The organism is Streptomyces sp. NPDC001508 (assembly GCF_040298665.1).
Lineage (GTDB): Bacteria > Actinomycetota > Actinomycetes > Streptomycetales > Streptomycetaceae > Streptomyces.
In genome coordinates this window covers 95,800-112,493 of record NZ_JBEPAP010000014.1, presented here as the reverse complement: position 1 = coordinate 112,493, position 16,694 = coordinate 95,800, and the positions used below count along the sequence as shown (strand labels likewise).

Annotated in this window: 18 protein-coding genes; 5 read left to right on the top strand and 13 right to left on the bottom strand. The window is 68.5% G+C overall.

Annotation, left to right across the window (positions count from 1 at the left end; translation table 11 throughout):
* Positions 1-112: 112 nt before the first annotated feature.
* Both ABT245_RS16080 and ABT245_RS16075 read right to left on the bottom strand, forming a co-directional pair.
* Positions 113-805, bottom strand: coding sequence for a zinc finger domain-containing protein (locus tag ABT245_RS16080; protein ID WP_351733874.1), 693 nt, complete (start codon positions 803-805; stop codon positions 113-115).
* 2 nt (positions 806-807) lie between these two features.
* Complete coding sequence (locus ABT245_RS16075; RefSeq protein WP_351733872.1) at positions 808-1,719, bottom strand: helix-turn-helix domain-containing protein; 912 nt, start codon at positions 1,717-1,719, stop codon at positions 808-810.
* A 743-nt stretch (positions 1,720-2,462) separates the two neighbouring features.
* Between ABT245_RS16075 and ABT245_RS16070 the strand changes: the two genes are divergently transcribed.
* Positions 2,463-2,903: a helix-turn-helix domain-containing protein gene (locus tag ABT245_RS16070; RefSeq protein WP_351733870.1), complete on the top strand. Its 441-nt coding sequence runs from the start codon at positions 2,463-2,465 to the stop codon at positions 2,901-2,903.
* A gap of 13 nt (positions 2,904-2,916) precedes the next feature.
* Here ABT245_RS16070 and ABT245_RS16065 read toward each other — a convergent pair whose 3' ends face one another.
* Positions 2,917-3,648, bottom strand: coding sequence for an MmyB family transcriptional regulator (locus ABT245_RS16065; RefSeq protein ID WP_502982128.1), 732 nt, complete (start codon positions 3,646-3,648; stop codon positions 2,917-2,919).
* A 792-nt stretch (positions 3,649-4,440) separates the two neighbouring features.
* On the opposite strand from ABT245_RS16065, the gene ABT245_RS16060 reads away from it, so the two are divergent.
* The 4 genes from ABT245_RS16060 (at position 4,441) to ABT245_RS16045 (ending at position 7,826) form a co-directional block, all read left to right on the top strand.
* Positions 4,441-4,968 carry a secondary metabolite protein gene (locus ABT245_RS16060; RefSeq protein ID WP_351733866.1) on the top strand — a complete coding sequence of 176 codons (528 nt, stop codon included), beginning with the start codon at positions 4,441-4,443 and terminating at the stop codon, positions 4,966-4,968.
* Entirely contained in the window at positions 4,965-6,149 is a 1,185-nt protein-coding gene (locus ABT245_RS16055) for an MAB_1171c family putative transporter (protein WP_351733864.1), read from the top strand. The genes ABT245_RS16060 and ABT245_RS16055 overlap by 4 nt, the downstream gene beginning before the upstream one ends.
* Positions 6,146-6,745: a hypothetical protein gene (locus ABT245_RS16050; protein WP_351733862.1), complete on the top strand. Its 600-nt coding sequence runs from the start codon at positions 6,146-6,148 to the stop codon at positions 6,743-6,745. Before ABT245_RS16055 ends, ABT245_RS16050 begins: the two co-directional genes overlap by 4 nt.
* Positions 6,746-7,427: 682 nt before the next feature.
* The gene (locus ABT245_RS16045; RefSeq protein WP_351733860.1) at positions 7,428-7,826 is read left to right on the top strand and encodes a hypothetical protein; all 399 of its coding nucleotides are present in this window, start codon (positions 7,428-7,430) and stop codon (positions 7,824-7,826) included.
* 309 nt (positions 7,827-8,135) lie between these two features.
* Here ABT245_RS16045 and ABT245_RS16040 read toward each other — a convergent pair whose 3' ends face one another.
* The 10 genes from ABT245_RS16040 to ABT245_RS15995 form a co-directional block, all read right to left on the bottom strand.
* Complete coding sequence (locus ABT245_RS16040) at positions 8,136-9,044, bottom strand: aKG-HExxH-type peptide beta-hydroxylase (RefSeq protein ID WP_351733858.1); 909 nt, start codon at positions 9,042-9,044, stop codon at positions 8,136-8,138.
* A gap of 98 nt (positions 9,045-9,142) precedes the next feature.
* Positions 9,143-9,316, bottom strand: coding sequence for a hypothetical protein (locus ABT245_RS16035; protein ID WP_351733856.1), 174 nt, complete (start codon positions 9,314-9,316; stop codon positions 9,143-9,145).
* 87 nt (positions 9,317-9,403) lie between these two features.
* Complete coding sequence (locus ABT245_RS16030; protein WP_351733854.1) at positions 9,404-10,117, bottom strand: 2OG-Fe(II) oxygenase; 714 nt, start codon at positions 10,115-10,117, stop codon at positions 9,404-9,406.
* Positions 10,114-11,994, bottom strand: coding sequence for a radical SAM/SPASM domain-containing protein (locus ABT245_RS16025; protein WP_351733852.1), 1,881 nt, complete (start codon positions 11,992-11,994; stop codon positions 10,114-10,116). Before ABT245_RS16025 ends, ABT245_RS16030 begins: the two co-directional genes overlap by 4 nt.
* A gap of 35 nt (positions 11,995-12,029) precedes the next feature.
* The gene (locus ABT245_RS16020) at positions 12,030-12,935 is read right to left on the bottom strand and encodes a nucleotidyltransferase domain-containing protein (protein WP_351733850.1); all 906 of its coding nucleotides are present in this window, start codon (positions 12,933-12,935) and stop codon (positions 12,030-12,032) included.
* Positions 12,932-13,876 carry an NAD(P)-dependent oxidoreductase gene (locus tag ABT245_RS16015; RefSeq protein WP_351733848.1) on the bottom strand — a complete coding sequence of 315 codons (945 nt, stop codon included), beginning with the start codon at positions 13,874-13,876 and terminating at the stop codon, positions 12,932-12,934. The genes ABT245_RS16020 and ABT245_RS16015 overlap by 4 nt, the downstream gene beginning before the upstream one ends.
* Positions 13,873-14,571 carry a TylF/MycF/NovP-related O-methyltransferase gene (locus ABT245_RS16010; protein ID WP_351733846.1) on the bottom strand — a complete coding sequence of 233 codons (699 nt, stop codon included), beginning with the start codon at positions 14,569-14,571 and terminating at the stop codon, positions 13,873-13,875. Before ABT245_RS16010 ends, ABT245_RS16015 begins: the two co-directional genes overlap by 4 nt.
* The gene (locus ABT245_RS16005; RefSeq protein ID WP_351733844.1) at positions 14,568-15,038 is read right to left on the bottom strand and encodes an NUDIX domain-containing protein; all 471 of its coding nucleotides are present in this window, start codon (positions 15,036-15,038) and stop codon (positions 14,568-14,570) included. Before ABT245_RS16005 ends, ABT245_RS16010 begins: the two co-directional genes overlap by 4 nt.
* A 115-nt stretch (positions 15,039-15,153) precedes the next feature.
* Positions 15,154-16,029: an isocitrate lyase/phosphoenolpyruvate mutase family protein gene (locus tag ABT245_RS16000; RefSeq protein ID WP_351733842.1), complete on the bottom strand. Its 876-nt coding sequence runs from the start codon at positions 16,027-16,029 to the stop codon at positions 15,154-15,156.
* A complete protein-coding gene (locus tag ABT245_RS15995; RefSeq protein WP_351733840.1) occupies positions 16,026-16,691 on the bottom strand; it encodes a dTMP kinase in 666 nt (221 codons plus the stop codon). Before ABT245_RS15995 ends, ABT245_RS16000 begins: the two co-directional genes overlap by 4 nt.
* Between the last annotated feature and the right edge of the window lie 3 nt (positions 16,692-16,694).

Below are 16,694 nucleotides of genomic sequence, written 5' to 3'. Positions count from 1 at the left end.
GGACGCGGCGTCGGGCGCCTGCTTGCGGCGCGGGACAGGGGCGCCGCAGCAAGGGGCGGGACGGTGGTGTTGCACGGGTGCACCAGGCGCGGTGCACCACTGGGCGGACCGGTCAGGCCATCGCCGCATGCTGGGCGGCTGCGAGGTCCTGTCGGCAGGGGTGCACGGTGGCCCGTGGGGCGTTGCCGCGGGAGAAGCCGTCAGGGCCGACGCGTCGGCGGCGGCACGGCTCGCCGATCGGTGCCTCGCACCAGTCGCAGCACACCGAGAGGGCGTCGGGCTGGCCCTGGGCGAGGGCGGCCTCGCGGGCGGCGCGGGCGCGACGGAAGGGCGTGAGGGCAGTCCTGGCCTCCGGCGGGATGCAGGAGCCGACCTCCTTCAGCCGTGCTTCCAGCCTCGGGTTGACCCGGCTCGCGGCGAGCTGTCGGTACATCACCGGCTGGGCGGTGCCGGTGGCGACCGCACGGCGGGTGCCGACCAGCTCGGCGGTCCAGGCCGCCTGATCGTCCGGGTCGGCCGACGGCGTGGGGTCGGTATGCCGGTGCAGGCGGTCACGCTTGTAGCTCTCCCACGGGCGGGCGATGTCCGCAGGCAGGATCTGGTACGGCGAGATGCGGATGTGACGGCGGGCGACGACGCAGGCGTCCCAGCCGTGTGGCGTGGCCAGCGGCACCTCGTCCAGTAGCTCGTGCCACTGGGCAAGCTGGTCGCGGGCCTCCCCCTGGCTGGTGCGGATGGTGCGGATGGTGCGGGGGTCGAGTCGGCCGATGTAGGCCAGCAGGGCGGCGGTTTCGCGGCGGTCCATGGCTACTCCGTTCCGGTCGGCGTCGGCTCGTTGAGGGCGGCGAGGAGGGCGGCAGTGTGGGCCTCGGCGCGGGTCATGCCGCCCGCCGGAGCGGGCCCGCTGCCGGGCAGGGCGTAGAGGTTCGGGCGAGCCGGGGCATGCTCCCGGGCGATCCAGGAGCGCCAGTCGGCAGCCCAGGCAGCCGCCGCTCTGGGGGCGTGCCCAGCACGGTGGGCACGCCACTTCGCATCCGCGGCGCGCAGCCCGTCCTCGCCGAGGCGGTCGAGGTGACCTTGCTGGCGGGCCCAGGTGTGGCTGGCGGGATCGACCCGCCAGTCGGCAACCGAGGTGACGGCAGCACCACCACTGCTGCCTTTCCGGTTCAACTTAGGTTCTCTACGGTTCTGTGTGTCGGAATCCGTACCGTGCTGGGGCCGGATTCCGGCACGTCGAGGGGTCGGATTCCGACGCGAGGGGCCGGATTCCGCACCGGTCTGATTCCGGCGGGAGGTGCCGGATTCCGTACCCTTCTTGGGCCAGATCCCGTACCGCCGCAGTCCCTTCTCGGCCTCCTCGTCCAGCTCCGGGACCGGGTCGGAGTCGGCCGGCGGCTCGACGTACGCCTCCGGGTCCTTACGTCGCGCGTCGGCGACCTTGGCCAGCCACGCGGCAGCCCGGGGCAGTCGGTAGACCGTGCTGCGCTGGGGGCCCTCCAGGTGGCCCAGGATCTTCAGCTCGCCGCTCTTGTCGAGCGCGGCCAGCGCATCCCGTACCGCTGTCCGGCTCGCGTTCGTCCGCTCGACCAGACTCGCGAGAGAGGCCCAGGCGACGCACTTGCCGTCGGCGACGCGGTCGGCGATCGAGAGCAGGACCAGCCGCGCGGTGCCCCGGCTGGAGCTGCGCTCCCACACCCACTCGCGGGCCTCGCTGCTCATCGGCGACCCCCGGCCAGGACGTTCGGCCGACGCTTCGCGGACGCCGAGGTGGCGTGCAGCAGGCCGAGGCGGCGAGGCGCCAGAATGAGGGTGGGTGTCGCATCGGCCAGAGGTCTCGGCCTTTTGCGCAGGGCGGGAGGCATGTAACAATCCCCTTTGCAGTGTTGCCGCGCTGAAGCGCCCCTCGGGAAGGGATCAGCGTGGTGATGGTGGGCAATCTCCGCCCCGTCGGGCCTAGCCGGGCCTGGCTTGGGGCGGTACGTGCCGCTACGCGTTCGGCGTCCTGGAGTAGCCGCTCCTGGGCGCCGTCGCTGTATGCGGGCCTGCACGAGTTCGTCGGTACCTGCTGTGCTCCTCACGATCGCGGAGCCCGGGCGGGCTGCCCGGGGGGACGACGAACATACGCACGGACCGGTGTCAAGATCCAGAGTTGGTTCTTAATCTCTGTACTAGTTGCAGAGCGTGACGAGGAATGGCACGTGCGCGTGCCGGGCGCGGTGCGCGGCGGGACATGGACAGACCTCCTCGTAGCGTGCGGCCGACGGGTTGCGCCAGGGATGTGCTGGGTCGCAAGAGCGGCTCTGACCTGCCCGTCAACACTTTAGTGTTGGCGGGTGGGGCGACTCTACGTCGGAGTATCGGTGGCTTGTCAACACTAAAGTGCTGATGCGGGGTAGGGTTGGGTGTGCAGTCGACACTTGAGTACACTGCGCAGCGATGCTGAGATCGGAGGTGAAGCGGCCATGTCGGAGACGGGCAGCGATGCTGGCATGGACGTGCCTCTGGAAGCCGGCAGGGTAAAGGTGAGACTGAACGCCCTGTTCGACGGCGTGGAGAACCCGGCGACCGGCCGCCCCTACACCGTCCCCGAGGTGGCTAACGCCACCGGGATCTCCGAGAGCGCCATCCGGCAACTGAGGCAGGGCTCGAAGCCGAACCCCACGCTGAAGACGGTGGAACTACTAGCCGACCACTTCAGGGTGAAGAAGGATTACTTCTCCAAGGAGATGAGCGGCGCGGACGTGGACCGGGTCGTGGCGGGGCTGAAACTCCTAGATGTGCTGGAGAAGGCTGGCGCTGAGGACGTCTTCTTCCGCGCTGGCGAGCTTTCCGTGGACAGCATGCGAATGGTCGCTGCTGTCATTAGAAGTGCACGCAAGGCCGAAGGGCTTGACGCGGACTGAGGGACGCTTGCCGTCAAGAAGGCCGCTTGGCCCCTGCCGTCCGCGGCGTTGCCGCTCGTGTCAGCTGTGACGCAGAGGGCTTATCGTGAGCCGGAATGATGACGGTCAATCGATATGACGGCATGTCATCGACCCTCATCGTCAGCACGCTGATCTCGAACGCCTTCGCTCCCTGTCGTGGCAAATACAGCGTGCGGGGGTGTTTGGCACTGGGGTGGGACACGGCTGGCAGGTTGGGCAAGTCCCATAGTCTGCGGGCCACGGGGTCGCTCTGCACAGTGCGAATGATCGCTTGAAGCCCGATGTCATTGCTCCGGCGCTCGGCCTCCAACCGGAGCTCGGCGATCATCGGGATGGCCCAGTCTTCCTCCCAGCGGATGAGCTGGGTACGGGCCTCCGGGTAAGTGAGTACCCAGACCGCCACGTTGGTTCCGTACAGCATCCACGGGAAATCACGACCTGCCGCACGGTTGAAGATCGAGACCTCCCAATGGTGATCTCGCAGGTAAGTGGGCCAGGGCTGCGATTCGATGAACTGCTTCACGACCGGCGGAGGTGGCTGGCGGGCCCCGGCGGGCGGATCGTCTGCGCTGGTGTCGGACGCCGGCCTTCCGTAAGTCAGCTGCCACACGGTCTCCCACTCGTCCTCGGTCAGGGCGAGAAGGCGCCGCACCCCCTCCAGCATCGCCTTGGAGAAGGTCAGAGGCTTGCCCAGTTCCAGGTTCCGGTACCACTTGGTGGACACGCCAAGCAGCTGAGCGACCGCATCTTGTGTCAGGCCGGGGCTGCTTTGCGGGCCCAGAATCGCGGTAGCTCCTGGAATATCGCGAGGGTCGATGCGTCGCCGGGCCTGGCGCAGAATCCGCGTAATGGTCGTACGCGACGCGGGCTGGGGGGAGTGGTTGGCTGGCATAACTTGTCGATCTTGAGATGTGGGTCACAGGTTGTGATGAAACCTCGGCGGCGGCCCCCTGAAGGGAAGGTTAGCAGGGTGAAATAGTCGGGCTAAAACGGACTGATCGGCCGTAAAGATCGTCTAAGATTCAACCGTCTGACGCTTATACGCCGTAAGGGGAAGTGTGAGTTCCCCTCCTCTGATCTTGAGCTTAAGTGGGATGGCGTGGTGACCTAAGATCGTTCCCGAGAGTCAGAAGGTGCGGGCTCGGGGTGAAGTGGAGGGTGGTTCGCAGTTATGTGGCGTGTACCGGGCGCTGTGTGAGGCTCCCCACTTCCCTTCGGCTGCCGAAATCCGGTTGCTTCCTTTTGTCGCCTAGTTCGGCATTGGAAGTGCAGCGGACGCTCGGCTCTCCAGCCGGCTACCCGAAACGCAGGCATCGACCGGTTCACCGATGTGTTGCTGAGGTGCGTCGGCGACCGTAGTGCCGGGCGGAGTTGTTCGGTGGCCTTCGGGGGCGGGAACCGTTGCGGGTCACCTGTGTGTCGCCCGCCGGTCCTGAGTAGATGATCAAGATCGTGCAGTTAAGGACCACCCATGTTTCTTCGCGGGAGGCATGAAAGCCACGCGCACCTACCAGGGTTGGAGGAGCGCGAGTCGCAGCTGTGGCGCATGTGCGAGGAGGCCCTGCGCGGCGTGCGTGTGCAGCGGCCCTTCACGATTGAGTCGTTCTGCGAGGCGTTGTCGGCGCAGCGCGGTCGGCGGCTGGTTCTTAGAGAGCTGCCCGATAGTGATGGACTGCGGCTGCCGTGCGGTCTCTGGGTCGCCTACCCCGACGAGGACCACATCTGGCACGTCACTGCTACAAGCCAGCGTCATCGCCTGCAGGTCATCTTCCACGAGATCGCGCACATGCTGTTGAACCACAAGGGTGACTCCGGTGTGTCGGCCCTTCTGGCTGCTCTGCCGCCAGAAATTGCGCCGACCCGCGTGCGAGCGGTCTTCGGCCGGACCAATTACTCAACCGACCAGGAGCACGACGCCGAACTGACGGCGACCATCCTCGGGGAGATCGTGGAACGGCTCCCGACTGCGCCCTCCACCTCACATCACGGTCTGCTGGACCGTGTGGACGCCACCATGGCCCACCCGCGCAGGAACTGCCGATGAATCATCAGATCATCCTCGCCATCACGCTTTGGGCCGTGGCTCTATGGAGGGCGCCCTCACTGCGGCACTCACGTAAACAGCGAGCCATCTCGTTGGCGTTCCTGAGCCTTGCAGCAGCGATGACACTTGAGGTGCCCGCAGTCTCGACTCGGATCGACTCCCTGACAGGTGTCGACAGCACCGGATACCTGTTGAAGCACATGCTCGGGCTCGTCTCGGCTGCGGCGGTCCTCGAATTCGTCATCGCCGTGGTGCGCCCCCGAGGCTTCCTCCAGCGCTCCCGCCGTGTGCTCGAAGCCGCCTGCCTGGTACTCATGGCTACCGCGTTCGGCCTGGCCCCTGACGATGCCCGAGTCCCAGACGACATCATCGTGGCCCACGACTCCTCCGGATGGGCGCTCCTACACGTCGCGGTCTTCACCCTGTACATCGGCTCCGCCATGACAGTGACGGCCATCCTCTTCGTACACGCAGCCCGTCACGCTCACGACCGATGGATCCGCGCAGGGCACAGCCTGCTCGGTCTCGGAGGCAGCATCGGTATCCTCTACGCCCTGCAGCGCCTGGTCCACCTCGCCCATGTCGCCGTCGGCTACGCCACGGTGGCTGACGTCCAACGCGCGGAGACGGTGTCGACGATCCTCAAGGTCGCCGCCATCGCCGCTATCACGACCGGAAGCTGCCTCTCGCCCATCTCGATCGCGGCCACCGCGCTGCGGCAGCGAAGGGCTTTGCCGCGACTCAATCCCCTGTGGCGCGGACTGACCGACGCCGTACCGTCCGTCGTGCTGCCCATCAGTGCCGGTCAAGCCCGTACCCGCCTGTTGCTGCACCGCCGACTCGTTGAGATCAGCGACGCCACCCTTACCCTGCGCGAGTACGTCCCCGCCGACCTGCAACACCGCGCCTTCGACATGGCGAAGAACGCCGGCTACCCGCCACGGGCACGCTCCGCCGTCGCCGAGGCCGCTTGGCTCAAGACCGCAGCACTCATCGCCACTACGTCCAGCCCGTACAAGGGAGAGCATCCCCGGTCGGGAAGCGATGGGCTCAGCCCAGCGGCCGAACTGCGGTGGACCTGCCAGGTTAGTGCCGCCTACGACCGCTGCCGCAGCGTCGCGGCATTCGCCAGAGCCGAGGCAGCCAGGATCCAGGAACAGAACCGGAAGCAACCCGTATGAGCCTCACTTCGACAGCACCGCCGGCCCGCCAGGACATCGCCCGTGTCATCAGCGACCGGCTCCACCCCAAGACGTGGATCGTCATCATCTGCCTTGCAGTCGGCTGGCACGTCGACCGCTGGAGCGGCGTTGCCTGGAGCATCGTCGGGGTGGTCTTTGCCGCGGTCATCCCCATCCTGTTCATCGACCACGGCATCAAGAAAGGCAGATGGGGAGACAGGAACGTCGGTGCGAAGCGGGCACGGCTTCTGGTGATGGCGGTCATTCTGACCTCCGTGCTGACCTGCTTCACCCTTATGGCAACGCTGCACGCGCCCCGCGCCTTGATCGCCCTGGTCGCCAGCATGCTCGCCACACTCGCCGCGCTCGCCCTGGTCACGCTGGCCTGGAAGATATCGGTACATCAGGCCGTTTCCGCGGGAGCCGTCATCATGCTCGCCCAGACCTATGGCCCGTGGGCCCTGTGCGGCTACGCACTGGTCGCAGTTGTCGGTTGGTCACGAATCGAGCTGCGAGACCACACCCCCGGGCAGGTAGTCGCCGGCACGATCCTTGGGTCAGCGGTTGCCGCAGCCGTCTTCGCCGCGCTCCGCTAACCCTCCGAACCTGCCGAAGCTGAGGTGGGATGGCGATTCCTGGGGCGGGTTGTGCGCACGACCGCACCCGTTACCGTCGATGACCAGAGCTGTCATGCGTGTGCTCCGGTGCGGACGGCGAACTCTCGTAGGCCCTGAACGCGAGCGGGCCCGTACAGAAGATCCGACGTCAGCGCGCGTAAGGCTGGCCGTCGCACTTCCTGCGGTGCTTCACATTCGACGTGGCGCAGCGCGGTGAAGGTCTGCTGGCTGTCGCCGAGCGCGTGCCACATGCGCGCGGTGTCGGTCCAGGCCCGTGCCCTGCGTTCCGGGGTCGGCATGAGGTCGATGTTCAGGCCGGCCGCGATCTTGACACCTTCGTCCGGGGTGCCGAGGGCGTTCAGAACGCCGATGCGGTAGACGTCGACTTGGCTCCGGGTGGCGTCGATGGTGAAAGACCGCTGGGCGCTTCGGGGCGGCGCGCGACATCTTCTTGGGCCTCATTGAGAAGGTCGAGCGCGGTCGTGCGGTCCTGGCCGGTAGGCGGCGGTGAGCAGCAGCGTGGTCCGTACGGCCCCGGTGAGGCCCCTTAGGGCCCACAGGGGGCGGTGATGCAGGTCACATTGCTGCTTCCAAGATTTATTGCCGTTTTCCACGTCGGTCGCGCCTGGAGAGTGAAGGCATCGAAACGTGGAGGACTTTGATGATCTCGCCCAATGAGCCTTGGCCAGCGACGGCCTGCCCCGCGGCCGCGGCGCTGACCAACGCTGAGGCGCGCGACATGAACATCCTCCCCGGCGCAGACTTCGAGGCCGACACCGAGCCGCTCGGCTGCGAATTCGCCGTGCACGACGCTGAATGGCGGCACGCGGCCTGCGCACAGGTGCAGTTCATCGCAGGGAAGCTCATTCTGTGGTGGCTCTTGTGGGACGACGCTGGCTACCGCGAGCTCCGGATCGCGCCGGGATGCAACCGAAGCGTAGTCGACGAGAGTTGTCTGCTTATCTGGGACCACCCCGGCGAATGTGACCAGGACTGCGGCTGGACCCGTGAAGAGCTGAAGGAAGCGCTGGACGCAGCGAGGAAGGAAGGAGACGCTTAATCGACTCACCACGCTGAACAGGCCAGCGCACTTGGCAGCGCTCATGGGCGTAGTCGGCTCGTCAGCGATCGGGCCCGCCGGTCGCTGACGAGCCGCAGTGCCCTAGTGGCCAGGCAAGACCTGCTTTGCTTCCGGGGCACGCGTTCCCGGCTTGCTCGCAGCGCGTTTCCGAGGGCTCCCGTCCATTTGCGCTGACCTGCGAGGACTTCCGCACAAGGCCCGCTCCAGATGTGGCTAGGCTGCCTGGGGAACGTAGCGGTTACCGGAGTGTGTGTGATCGATTCGCAGTGTTCCAGCCTGGAGGGCAGTTCAGAGGACGCGGGCGTGCTGGAAGACGGTGTCGATCCGCTCACGCAACCTCTGGTCGGTAACCAGCTTCAGCGCGCGGGTGAAGTCGTCCTGTGCGGCGGCCAGGTGAGTGCGCTGTTGGCGGATATGGTCAGCGAGGATGGCGTGCCCGGTCCCGGAGGTGCCGGGCAGGATCTGGGCGGCGTAGATGACGGTGAGGGGGAAGGCGAAGCAGGCGTGGAGGAACCCGTACGCGGGCCGTTCGGTGCCGCGCCACGGGGAGAAGTAGGTCTCGTCATCGGGGATGGTGACCTGGAGAGCGGCCAAGGCGTCGTTGAGCCAGTTGTGGGCGGCTTCGTGCACGAGGTCCCGGCCGAGCACGGAGGCGTGGCCGGTGTGGTCCGTGAACACGGTCGCGGGCAGCCGGGTGATGGCGAAGCTGCGCAGAGTCTGATCGGGGCGGCGCCGACCGGTCAAGCAGATAACGGTGGCGTGAGCCGCGACCAGCTTGCCGAGGCTGGCAGCGCCGATGAAGTCGAAGGCTTCGTCGGTCTGCACGGCCAGGGATTCGGGGCCGCGGGTGGTGTCGGGGCCGAGCACGTAGTACGGGGTGTCGGAGTGCGGGCCGCGGATCATCTCGTCCTCGTTCGGCGCTATCACGATGCGTGGACCAAGGCGGGAGGGGCGGACCAGGGTGGTCAGGGCAGCCCCGGAGGTGTTGCGATACCAGTCCAGCATGGTCGTGTCGCCGCGGCGGGCGGCGTTCTCCGCGCCTTCGAGCCGATGGTGTGCCACCGCGTAGTTCAGGGGCAGCGACTCGCCACCCGGCGCGGGAGCGTGATCCGGGCAGAGGATTTCCAGAACGGCTGCGGTGCGCTCACGGCGGTAGGTGGCGATGGGTTCCAGGTCCAGGACAGCAGCGATGTTCATGTCGGGAGGGCTCCTTGGCTGCGTGGCCCCAGCGCCGGGCCCGACAGGGCACCGGCACCGGGGCTGTGATGGGGGGTAGACCCCTGGGCCTTGGTCGATCAGCCGGCGCTGGCCGCCGCCGGGGCGGCCGGGGCCGACTCGACGCCGGCGTCCGGGTCGCTCCAGGCGTCAGCGGAGACGCTGGAGGTGTGCGCGGTCAGGCGCACGGCACTGTCGTCGCGCAGCTGGTCCACGCAGGCGAGGAACTCGCCGCACGCATCGGTCGTTGACATATCTTCCTCCGGGCGTTGCAGGGATTGGACTGTTGGGGGCGCACCGCACAAGGGGGCGGGCTGCGGTTGGGCGGGCTCATAGCTGCATCAGACTTCGCTGATCAGCCAGCTGATGAACTTGCGTTCGCGCCCGACGCGGACCGGCTCAGTGCCGTGGGTGGTCTGGGAGCCGTACAGCAGGGCGGTGCCGGTTGCCGGACGCACGTTCCAGCGGGTGCGTGGCATGGAGCGGAACCATTCGGCGGAGTGGTCGGCGCCGTCGTGGGTGAACGCCATGGCCGGGTAGTAGCCGGTGCCGCCGTGCTGGTCGCTCCACAGGGCGGGGTCGGAGGTGGTTTCAACGAAGAACTCGCCGCCGGCCTGCGCGTGTTCGAGGACGACGCTGATCCCGGCGAGCTGGCGGATGGGGTCGGTGGGGTGCGGAGCGATGCCGTCGACGTGCGGGGTGACGTGCTGTCCGGGCGCGTACTCGACGTACATCCATTCTCGGCACGAGGTCAGGGCGGGCAGGGCGCGCCGGAGTGCCGGCATAGCCCGCTCGACGGCCTGGGCGAGGATTTTCGCGACGGCTTCGGGCGGCGGATGGATCTCGAGGCGGCCGGCGGGCTCGTACACGGCCATGGCCTGCTCACTGGTGTGGCCGGGGATGGAATGCAGGGTGGTGGTGCGCTCGGTGTCGAACCGGCGGACGCCGTCATCTCCGAGCACGTTGTCCATGACGGTGGTGAGGGTGGCGATCTCGTCGGTGGTGAGGAAGTTCTCGATGCTGGAGACGGTGAGCGTCTCCGCTATGTGGATCATCGTGCCTCCCGGGTGGGTCGGGGCGGCCGGAGTGCGCAGGCGCATCCGGTGACCGCCGGGCTGTGGCGGGCGACGTGGGTGAGGGTGCGCACGGCCTGGTCGAGGCCGGTGAAGTACTCGGCCCATGTGCTGCCGGGGGCCGGGGTGAGGGTCAGGTTGAGGACGGGGTGACGGCGCCCGGTGCAGGCGCTGGTCAGCTCGGTGCGGACGAGGTGGGCGGTGATGGCGGAGGGCAGGTACCCGTCGGCGGCGGCGAGCGCGTGGCATAGCCGGGCGGCGAGCGCGGCGTACTCGGTGCGGGTACGAGGCAGCAGGCCGACGCGGAAGGTGGACGGAGCCAGGCCGGTGCCCGCGTGGGCGTGCCCTTGGCAGGAGTCGTAGGTGACGGCCTTCCAGCTGCTGGTGATCGTGTCGACCAGGGGCCACACCCCGTCCTCGATGCCGTTGCGCCATTGGGGGTGGTGCGGGTCGAGATCGTCGGCGGGGTGGGGGCCGGGCAGTCCGACGGCGTTGATGTTTCCGTGCTTGCTGCGCCGGAGCCGGACCGGGGCGCGGAGGGCTGTGGGATCGTCCCAGCGGGCGAGGAAGGCGTGGACGTTGTCCATGACATTCGGGGTGGTGGCCCGCCAGTGGGCGCGGAGGCAGTGGGCGCCGGACGGGTGGTCGGGGGCGGCGAGAAGATGGGCCATGCCGTCGATGAGCCGGGCCCGGTGGTCGCAGTACGCGTCGTCGCTGCCGGTCGCCTTGGCCATGCGCCAGCGGGTCGCGGTGCACCCACCGCCGCAGATCGCCTGGTACGGGCAGGAGGCGCACTTGGTCATCAGGTGCCGCCCGGAGGTGAGCAACCGGTTGGCGTGCTGGGCGTCGGTGATGTCCGTCTCGCCGCGTGCGGCGGTGAGCGGGAGCAGATGGGCCTGGGGCCAGGGAAGTTCGTCGCAGGAGCCGAAGCGGCCGTCGGGGTAGGCGGTGAAGACGTGGGAGCACTTGTGCGCGGAGAAATGGCAGTGGGAGGTGTCCAGGCCCTTGAGGCGGCGGATGGTGGCGACGGCCGGGTCGAGTTTGATCCGACGGAAATGGCCGGCGCCGATCCAGCGGGCCGTGGCGTCGAGAATGAACTCGGCGTACTGGGCGGGAGTGATCGCCCAGGCCGGGCCGTCGACGCTGATCGCTTCGGCCTGGAGCCGGCGGCTCGGGCTGGTACGCCGGCCGGTGGACTTGAGCGGCCGGGTGACGGTGGTGTCGAAGGCGGGCAGGAGGTGCACGGCGCGCACGGCGTCGAAGGCGGCGATGTGATCGATGACTTCCGCGGCGCGGCCTAGGACGGCGGGGGTGACCACGGTGACGATGCCGCAGGTGCGTTTGCGCTCGGCGAGCAGGTTCAGCGCCTTCACAATGTGCGGGTAGATCGCGGTGCCGTCGTAGCCGACGCGCCAGGAGTTGCCCTGTTCGTCGCCGTCCAGGGAGATGCCGATATGCAGGGTCGGGTAGTGGGCGTCGAAGAGGTCGAGCCACTCGCCGTCCAACCGCAGGCCGTTGGTCTGCAGGTGGACGCGGTGCACGGTGGTCTGGGCTGCGAGTTCGTCGAGGAGATCGGCCATGGCCTGCTTGCCGACGGTCAGGGGTTCACCGCCGTGCAGTTCGATCGCGAGAGGCCGCTGACCGAAGATGTGGCCGAGGCGACGTATGTGCTGCGGGGTGATCTGGGCGCCGCCTGGCGCGAGCTTGCGCTTTTCGAAGCAGTACAGGCAGTCGATGTCGCAGGTCTCGCCGCGCAGCTTGAGGACGACGGAGACTGCAGCAGTCTGGTCTGTGTCCTCCAGGGGCCGCCACACCTGGGTGCCGGCGATCGTTGTGGGGTTGGTGAGCGTGCGTGGCATCGGGGCCTCCCCGATTACGGGTCGAGGTGAGTGGGTCAGGTGTGGGCGCGTCGTGCGGCGGCCTGCTGCCAGGTGCGCATTCGGCCATGGGAGAGCGGGACGCGTTCGTCGCAGCGGCGCAGGAACCAGCCGTCGCTGTAGCGCTGCGGCAGCCAGCCGAAGCCGCCGAGCCGCGCCTCGTCGACCGGCTCGGGTTCTGCGATGGTGGGCCAGAGCGTGAGCAGGGCGCCGGCAAGACGGGCCTGGACGGAGGCGAAGAAGGGACTGTGCGCTGCGGCGCTCACCCACCGCGGCTCAGGCAGGGGCGGAACGGGCCTGAAGCGGGCCTCGTTTCTGCTCAACAGGCTGGGCAGCCACTTCTCTCCGAGCAGTGGGGCGCCGGCGGCGACGGTTTCTGCCTGGGCGACGACGCGGGCGAGCTGGTTCCATACCAGGTCGGCGTGCGGATACAGGCCCGCCTGGGCCAGACCGAGCAGGTCCTCGGCCAGGCTCGCCGCGGCCTCGCAGCGGTCCGCGAGCGCCCACCGTTGGTAGGTGGCCTGCTGCTCGGGCTCCAAGACCGCCGCCCTAGCTGGTGAGTGAGTGAGCGGGCGGGCCGTCCGCAGGAGGGTGAGGTCGCTCAGCCGGGCCCGGACCGCGCGGAACGTGGCGATGTCGTGGCGGGTCACGGTGAACTCGTCGAGCAGGGTGCGCCAGTCGTCCACAGCGCTCTGACTCACCGACCGTACGTCGACGCGGATGCCATCGACGAGGCGGGAGCCCGGCCCGGCGACGGCTCCCGGAGTGATCAGGAGCAGGTCCACATCACTGTGTTGGTGGGCCAGGCCCTCGGCGAGCGCGCCCACCAGCCACACCGCGGCGTCCGCGTACTCGTCGGCCAGACTGGCTGCGGTCTGCTCGGCGACGTTGAGCCGACTCTCCAGCCACGGCACGGCGGTCATCGGACGCTCCTTCCTGCACCGGCCAGCACATCGGCGGCGGTGGTGGCGACCCAGCGGTCGAGGAGGGCACGGACATCGTGACGCTGGGCACCGATGTGCGGGGTGGCGACCAGGTTCAGCGGACCGGGCACGGCCTTGCCGGACCACAGCGGCAGATCGGCTTCCTCAACGGGATCGAGGGCGAGGCCGCCGAGGCCGCCGTCGGCGAGTGCGCGCAGGCAGGCTGTGACGTCGAGAGTGCCGAGGCGGCCGACACAGATCAGCAGCGGCCACCGTTCCCGTGCTGCGACGAGGAACTCGGTCCCGAACCTGCCTCTGTTCTCGTCGGTGAGCGGGAGCGCCACGACATGAGCGTCTGCCCACACCGGCAATTCACTGCCGGGCCGTGCAGGAAAAGTGTCTGGTAGGCCGCTGCGGGCCGCGAAGGCGATCTCAGCGACGTGCGGAGCGAGCGCCTTCGCGCAGGCCCGACCGACGGGCCCAGCGCCCCAGATCGCCGCCCGCATCCCGGAAAGCGGCGGAGCGAGGCAGTCCTGCTTCGCATGCCGTCCTTGCAGCAGGGCGGCATGTCCGTACGGGATCCGGCGGGCGAGTGCGAGGAGGGCGGCCAGGGCCCATTCGGCGACCGCGTCGGCGGCCGGATCCGGGTTGCGGTGCACGGTGACGCCCCGGGCGGTCAGGCCCTGGACGTCGATGCCGTCCAGGCCCGACCCGGCCCGAATCACATGCCGCAGCCTCGGCCAATCAGTCAGCCGCTCGGCGCCCAGCCGGTGACCCGACCGCAGCACCAGCACCTCAGCCCGGCAGGCGAGCTTCGGGTCCACCGAGGCGAGCGCGGTGATCTCCCGGATCGCGCAGCCGGGCAGATGCCGCTGCAGCAGGACGGTGTCGGCCGCGCCCCGCATGCTCACAAGCAGCGGTGCCTCGTGCACCGTACTCACTGCTGCGTCCCGACGACAGGCGCGGTGTAGCGGCCGAAGGCCAGGTCCCCAGCGCCGGCGATCACCTCCAGCGGGGAGGGAGCACGGAAGTAGTCCTCACACGCTGCCTTGACACCGGGCAGCCCGTTCCATGCCTTCGGGTTCGCCTCCAGGTCGGCGTAGTCGTCGACGATCAGCGTGCCGCCGGGGGCTATGCGCGGGACACACGCGGTCAGACAGGTGTGGATGGATTCGTAGTAGTCGCCGTCCAGGTAGGCGAAAGCGATCTTGTCAGGGAGCTGGTCGGGGAGGGTGTCGGCGAACCAGCCAGGGTGGATCACCGGCGCGGTGCGGCCCCAGCGATCGTGGAGGGCAAGGACCTGTTCCGGCTCGGCACGGAGGCAGCCGGCTTTGAACAGGTCCGGGTCTTTTGCTCCGCGTTCGGGCAGCCCCTGGAAGGAGTCGTAGACGTGAACCGCGCGCTGGTGCTGTCCGGTGACGTCCAAGACGGTGCGCATCCATAACGCCATGGCGCCTTGGTAGCAGCCGAGTTCCACCACGGCTCCGGGCACGTCACGGACGGCTAGCTGTTCGAGTTCGGTACGGATGGCGGGCAGGCGATCGGCATCCACGGTGTCGCCGTGGTGTTCGAGGAGCCAGTCGTGCAGTTCCGGGAGGATCAGCGCGATGGAAGCGGGACGGGGATGCACGGTCACCACCTGTCCACGAGGACGTCGCGGTCGGCCGGGACCCCGGCGATCGCGTCAAGCAGCTGCTGGTTGACCCGCGGCAGTAGGTACTTGCCGCCCAACTCCTCCAGCGGCACCCACTCGAAGCCGACCTGGATCGGGTCGGGCGGGTCGGACTTGCGCGGGGTGGTGTCCTCGTCGAGCAGCTCGGCGAGGAAGTTGTGCTGGGTCTTGTGTACGGTGCCGAATTCGTCGTCGTACTGCTCGGGGACGTACTCGACGACGAACAGCAGCCGTGAGGTGCGGACCCGCAGGCCAGTCTCCTGCTCGACCTTGCGCACAACCGCATCGCGCAACGGTTCGCCCTCTTGGGCCTTTCCACCGGGCAGGTTGTAGTGGAAGCCGGAGTGGTCGTCGTACGACATGAGCAGGATGCGACCCTGGTGCACGATCGCGGCCTTGACCGACACGCTGATGCGGGGCAGAGGTGTCATAGCGCAGTGCTTTCCTTCCCTCGTAGACTTCGCCGCGGCTGACTGCCCGGCGAATGCTGGTGGTGCGGGGTTGGAGCAGAGCGAACGGTGGTGGAGCAGGGAGCCTGGGCGTCTGTTACAGGCAGGCGCGGGCAGCAGGGTCGGCGATCTGAAGGAGATCAGCGACGTCTGACAGCGGCGTTCCATCGGCGGTGAAGGAGCCCGTCGTCTGGAAGGAGGAGGCGACGCGACGCATCGCCGCAAGCGCGGCGCGCGAGAGCTGGTTGGCGTAGATGACCAGGCCGAATCCGGCCGCGCCAAGATCGTCTGGAGACAGGTGCGCGAACGCGGTGGGCACGGTCACCAGCGGCACGGTGCCCGTCCAGGCCGCGGCCGTGGCCAGGGCCTGCTGACCGGTGGGGTCCTTGGAGTGGATGAGCACCGCGTCCGCGCCACATGCCGCGTACGTGGTGGCCCGTTCCATTGCTTCCGCCACACTCGCCCCGCAGATCAGGGCCTCGGTCCGTGCGATCAGGGTCACCCCGGTGTCAGCCGTACCGCGGATCGCCGCGAGCTGTTCGGCCACCGTCTCGATGTGAGCGAGCCCCTGGCTGCGGTGCAGGGCGAAGCTGTTGACTTTGGGATAGGCGCTGTCCTCCAGGCAGAGGGCGGCGGCTCCCGCGCGGGCGAGGTCGCCGGCGAACCGGCGGGCGGCGGCCGGGGTGCCCCCGGCGTTGTCGATGTCCACGATTACCGGCAGCGCCGCCGTGCGCGTGAGGGCGAGGACGGTGTCCGCCAGGTCACGCGGACCCAGGACGTTCTCATCCGGCAGCCCCAAGGCCGTGGAGACCTCCAGGCCGGACACCCATAAGGCGTCGAAGCCCGTCTCCACGGCGACCTGGGCGGCCACCGCGCTCGCGGCGCCGATCGCCCGCAGTGGGCGGTGGGCGCCCACTGCGGCGGCAAGCCGGGTTCCGAACGGGGTTATGTCGGCCTCGGCGGGCGTGGTCACGACGCGGCTCCTTGAAGATCGGGCAGCAGACTGTGCTGCATCAGGGCCTTCCAGGCGGTGAGCAAGACGGTGGCGCGGTCCTGTGCGGCGTTAATCCGGACGACCCTTCCCAGGGCGGGGAACGCGGCAGGCGCGCCGGTCACCGACTGGTAGACCTCTCGGACTCTGGCTTGGACGTCCATCACGTCCCAGTCGGGACGGGTGGCGTCACCGGGGCGGTCGGCGGCCCGGTCCATCGCTGTCTCGGGCTTGGTGTCCAGCACGAGCGTCAGGTCGGGGATCAGCCGGAGCTGCTTGGTGAGTTGGGCGTAGGTCTCCTTCGGCGGGCGGTCGTGCTTGACGGCGAAGAAGGCCAGCTCGGACAGCAGCCACCGATCCGCGATGACCGGGCGGGCCGGCAGCGAAGGAGAGATCAGCCGGTCGGCGGTGGCCTGCTTGTCGGCTGCGAGCGCCTCGAGGTAACCGTCCCGATTCTCCTCGGTGGGCTGGTACTTGCCCTCCACCAGGTCCAGCGCGACGGCCGGGTTGAGAAAGTTGGTGGTCAGTACGGCGAGCGGCGTGACGCGGAAGAGGCCCTCGAAGAGGCGAAAAAGGCCCTTACGCAGGGTCGTCTTGCCGGTGCCGTCCAGACCCTCGACGACGATGAAGGGATAGCGGTCCATCGG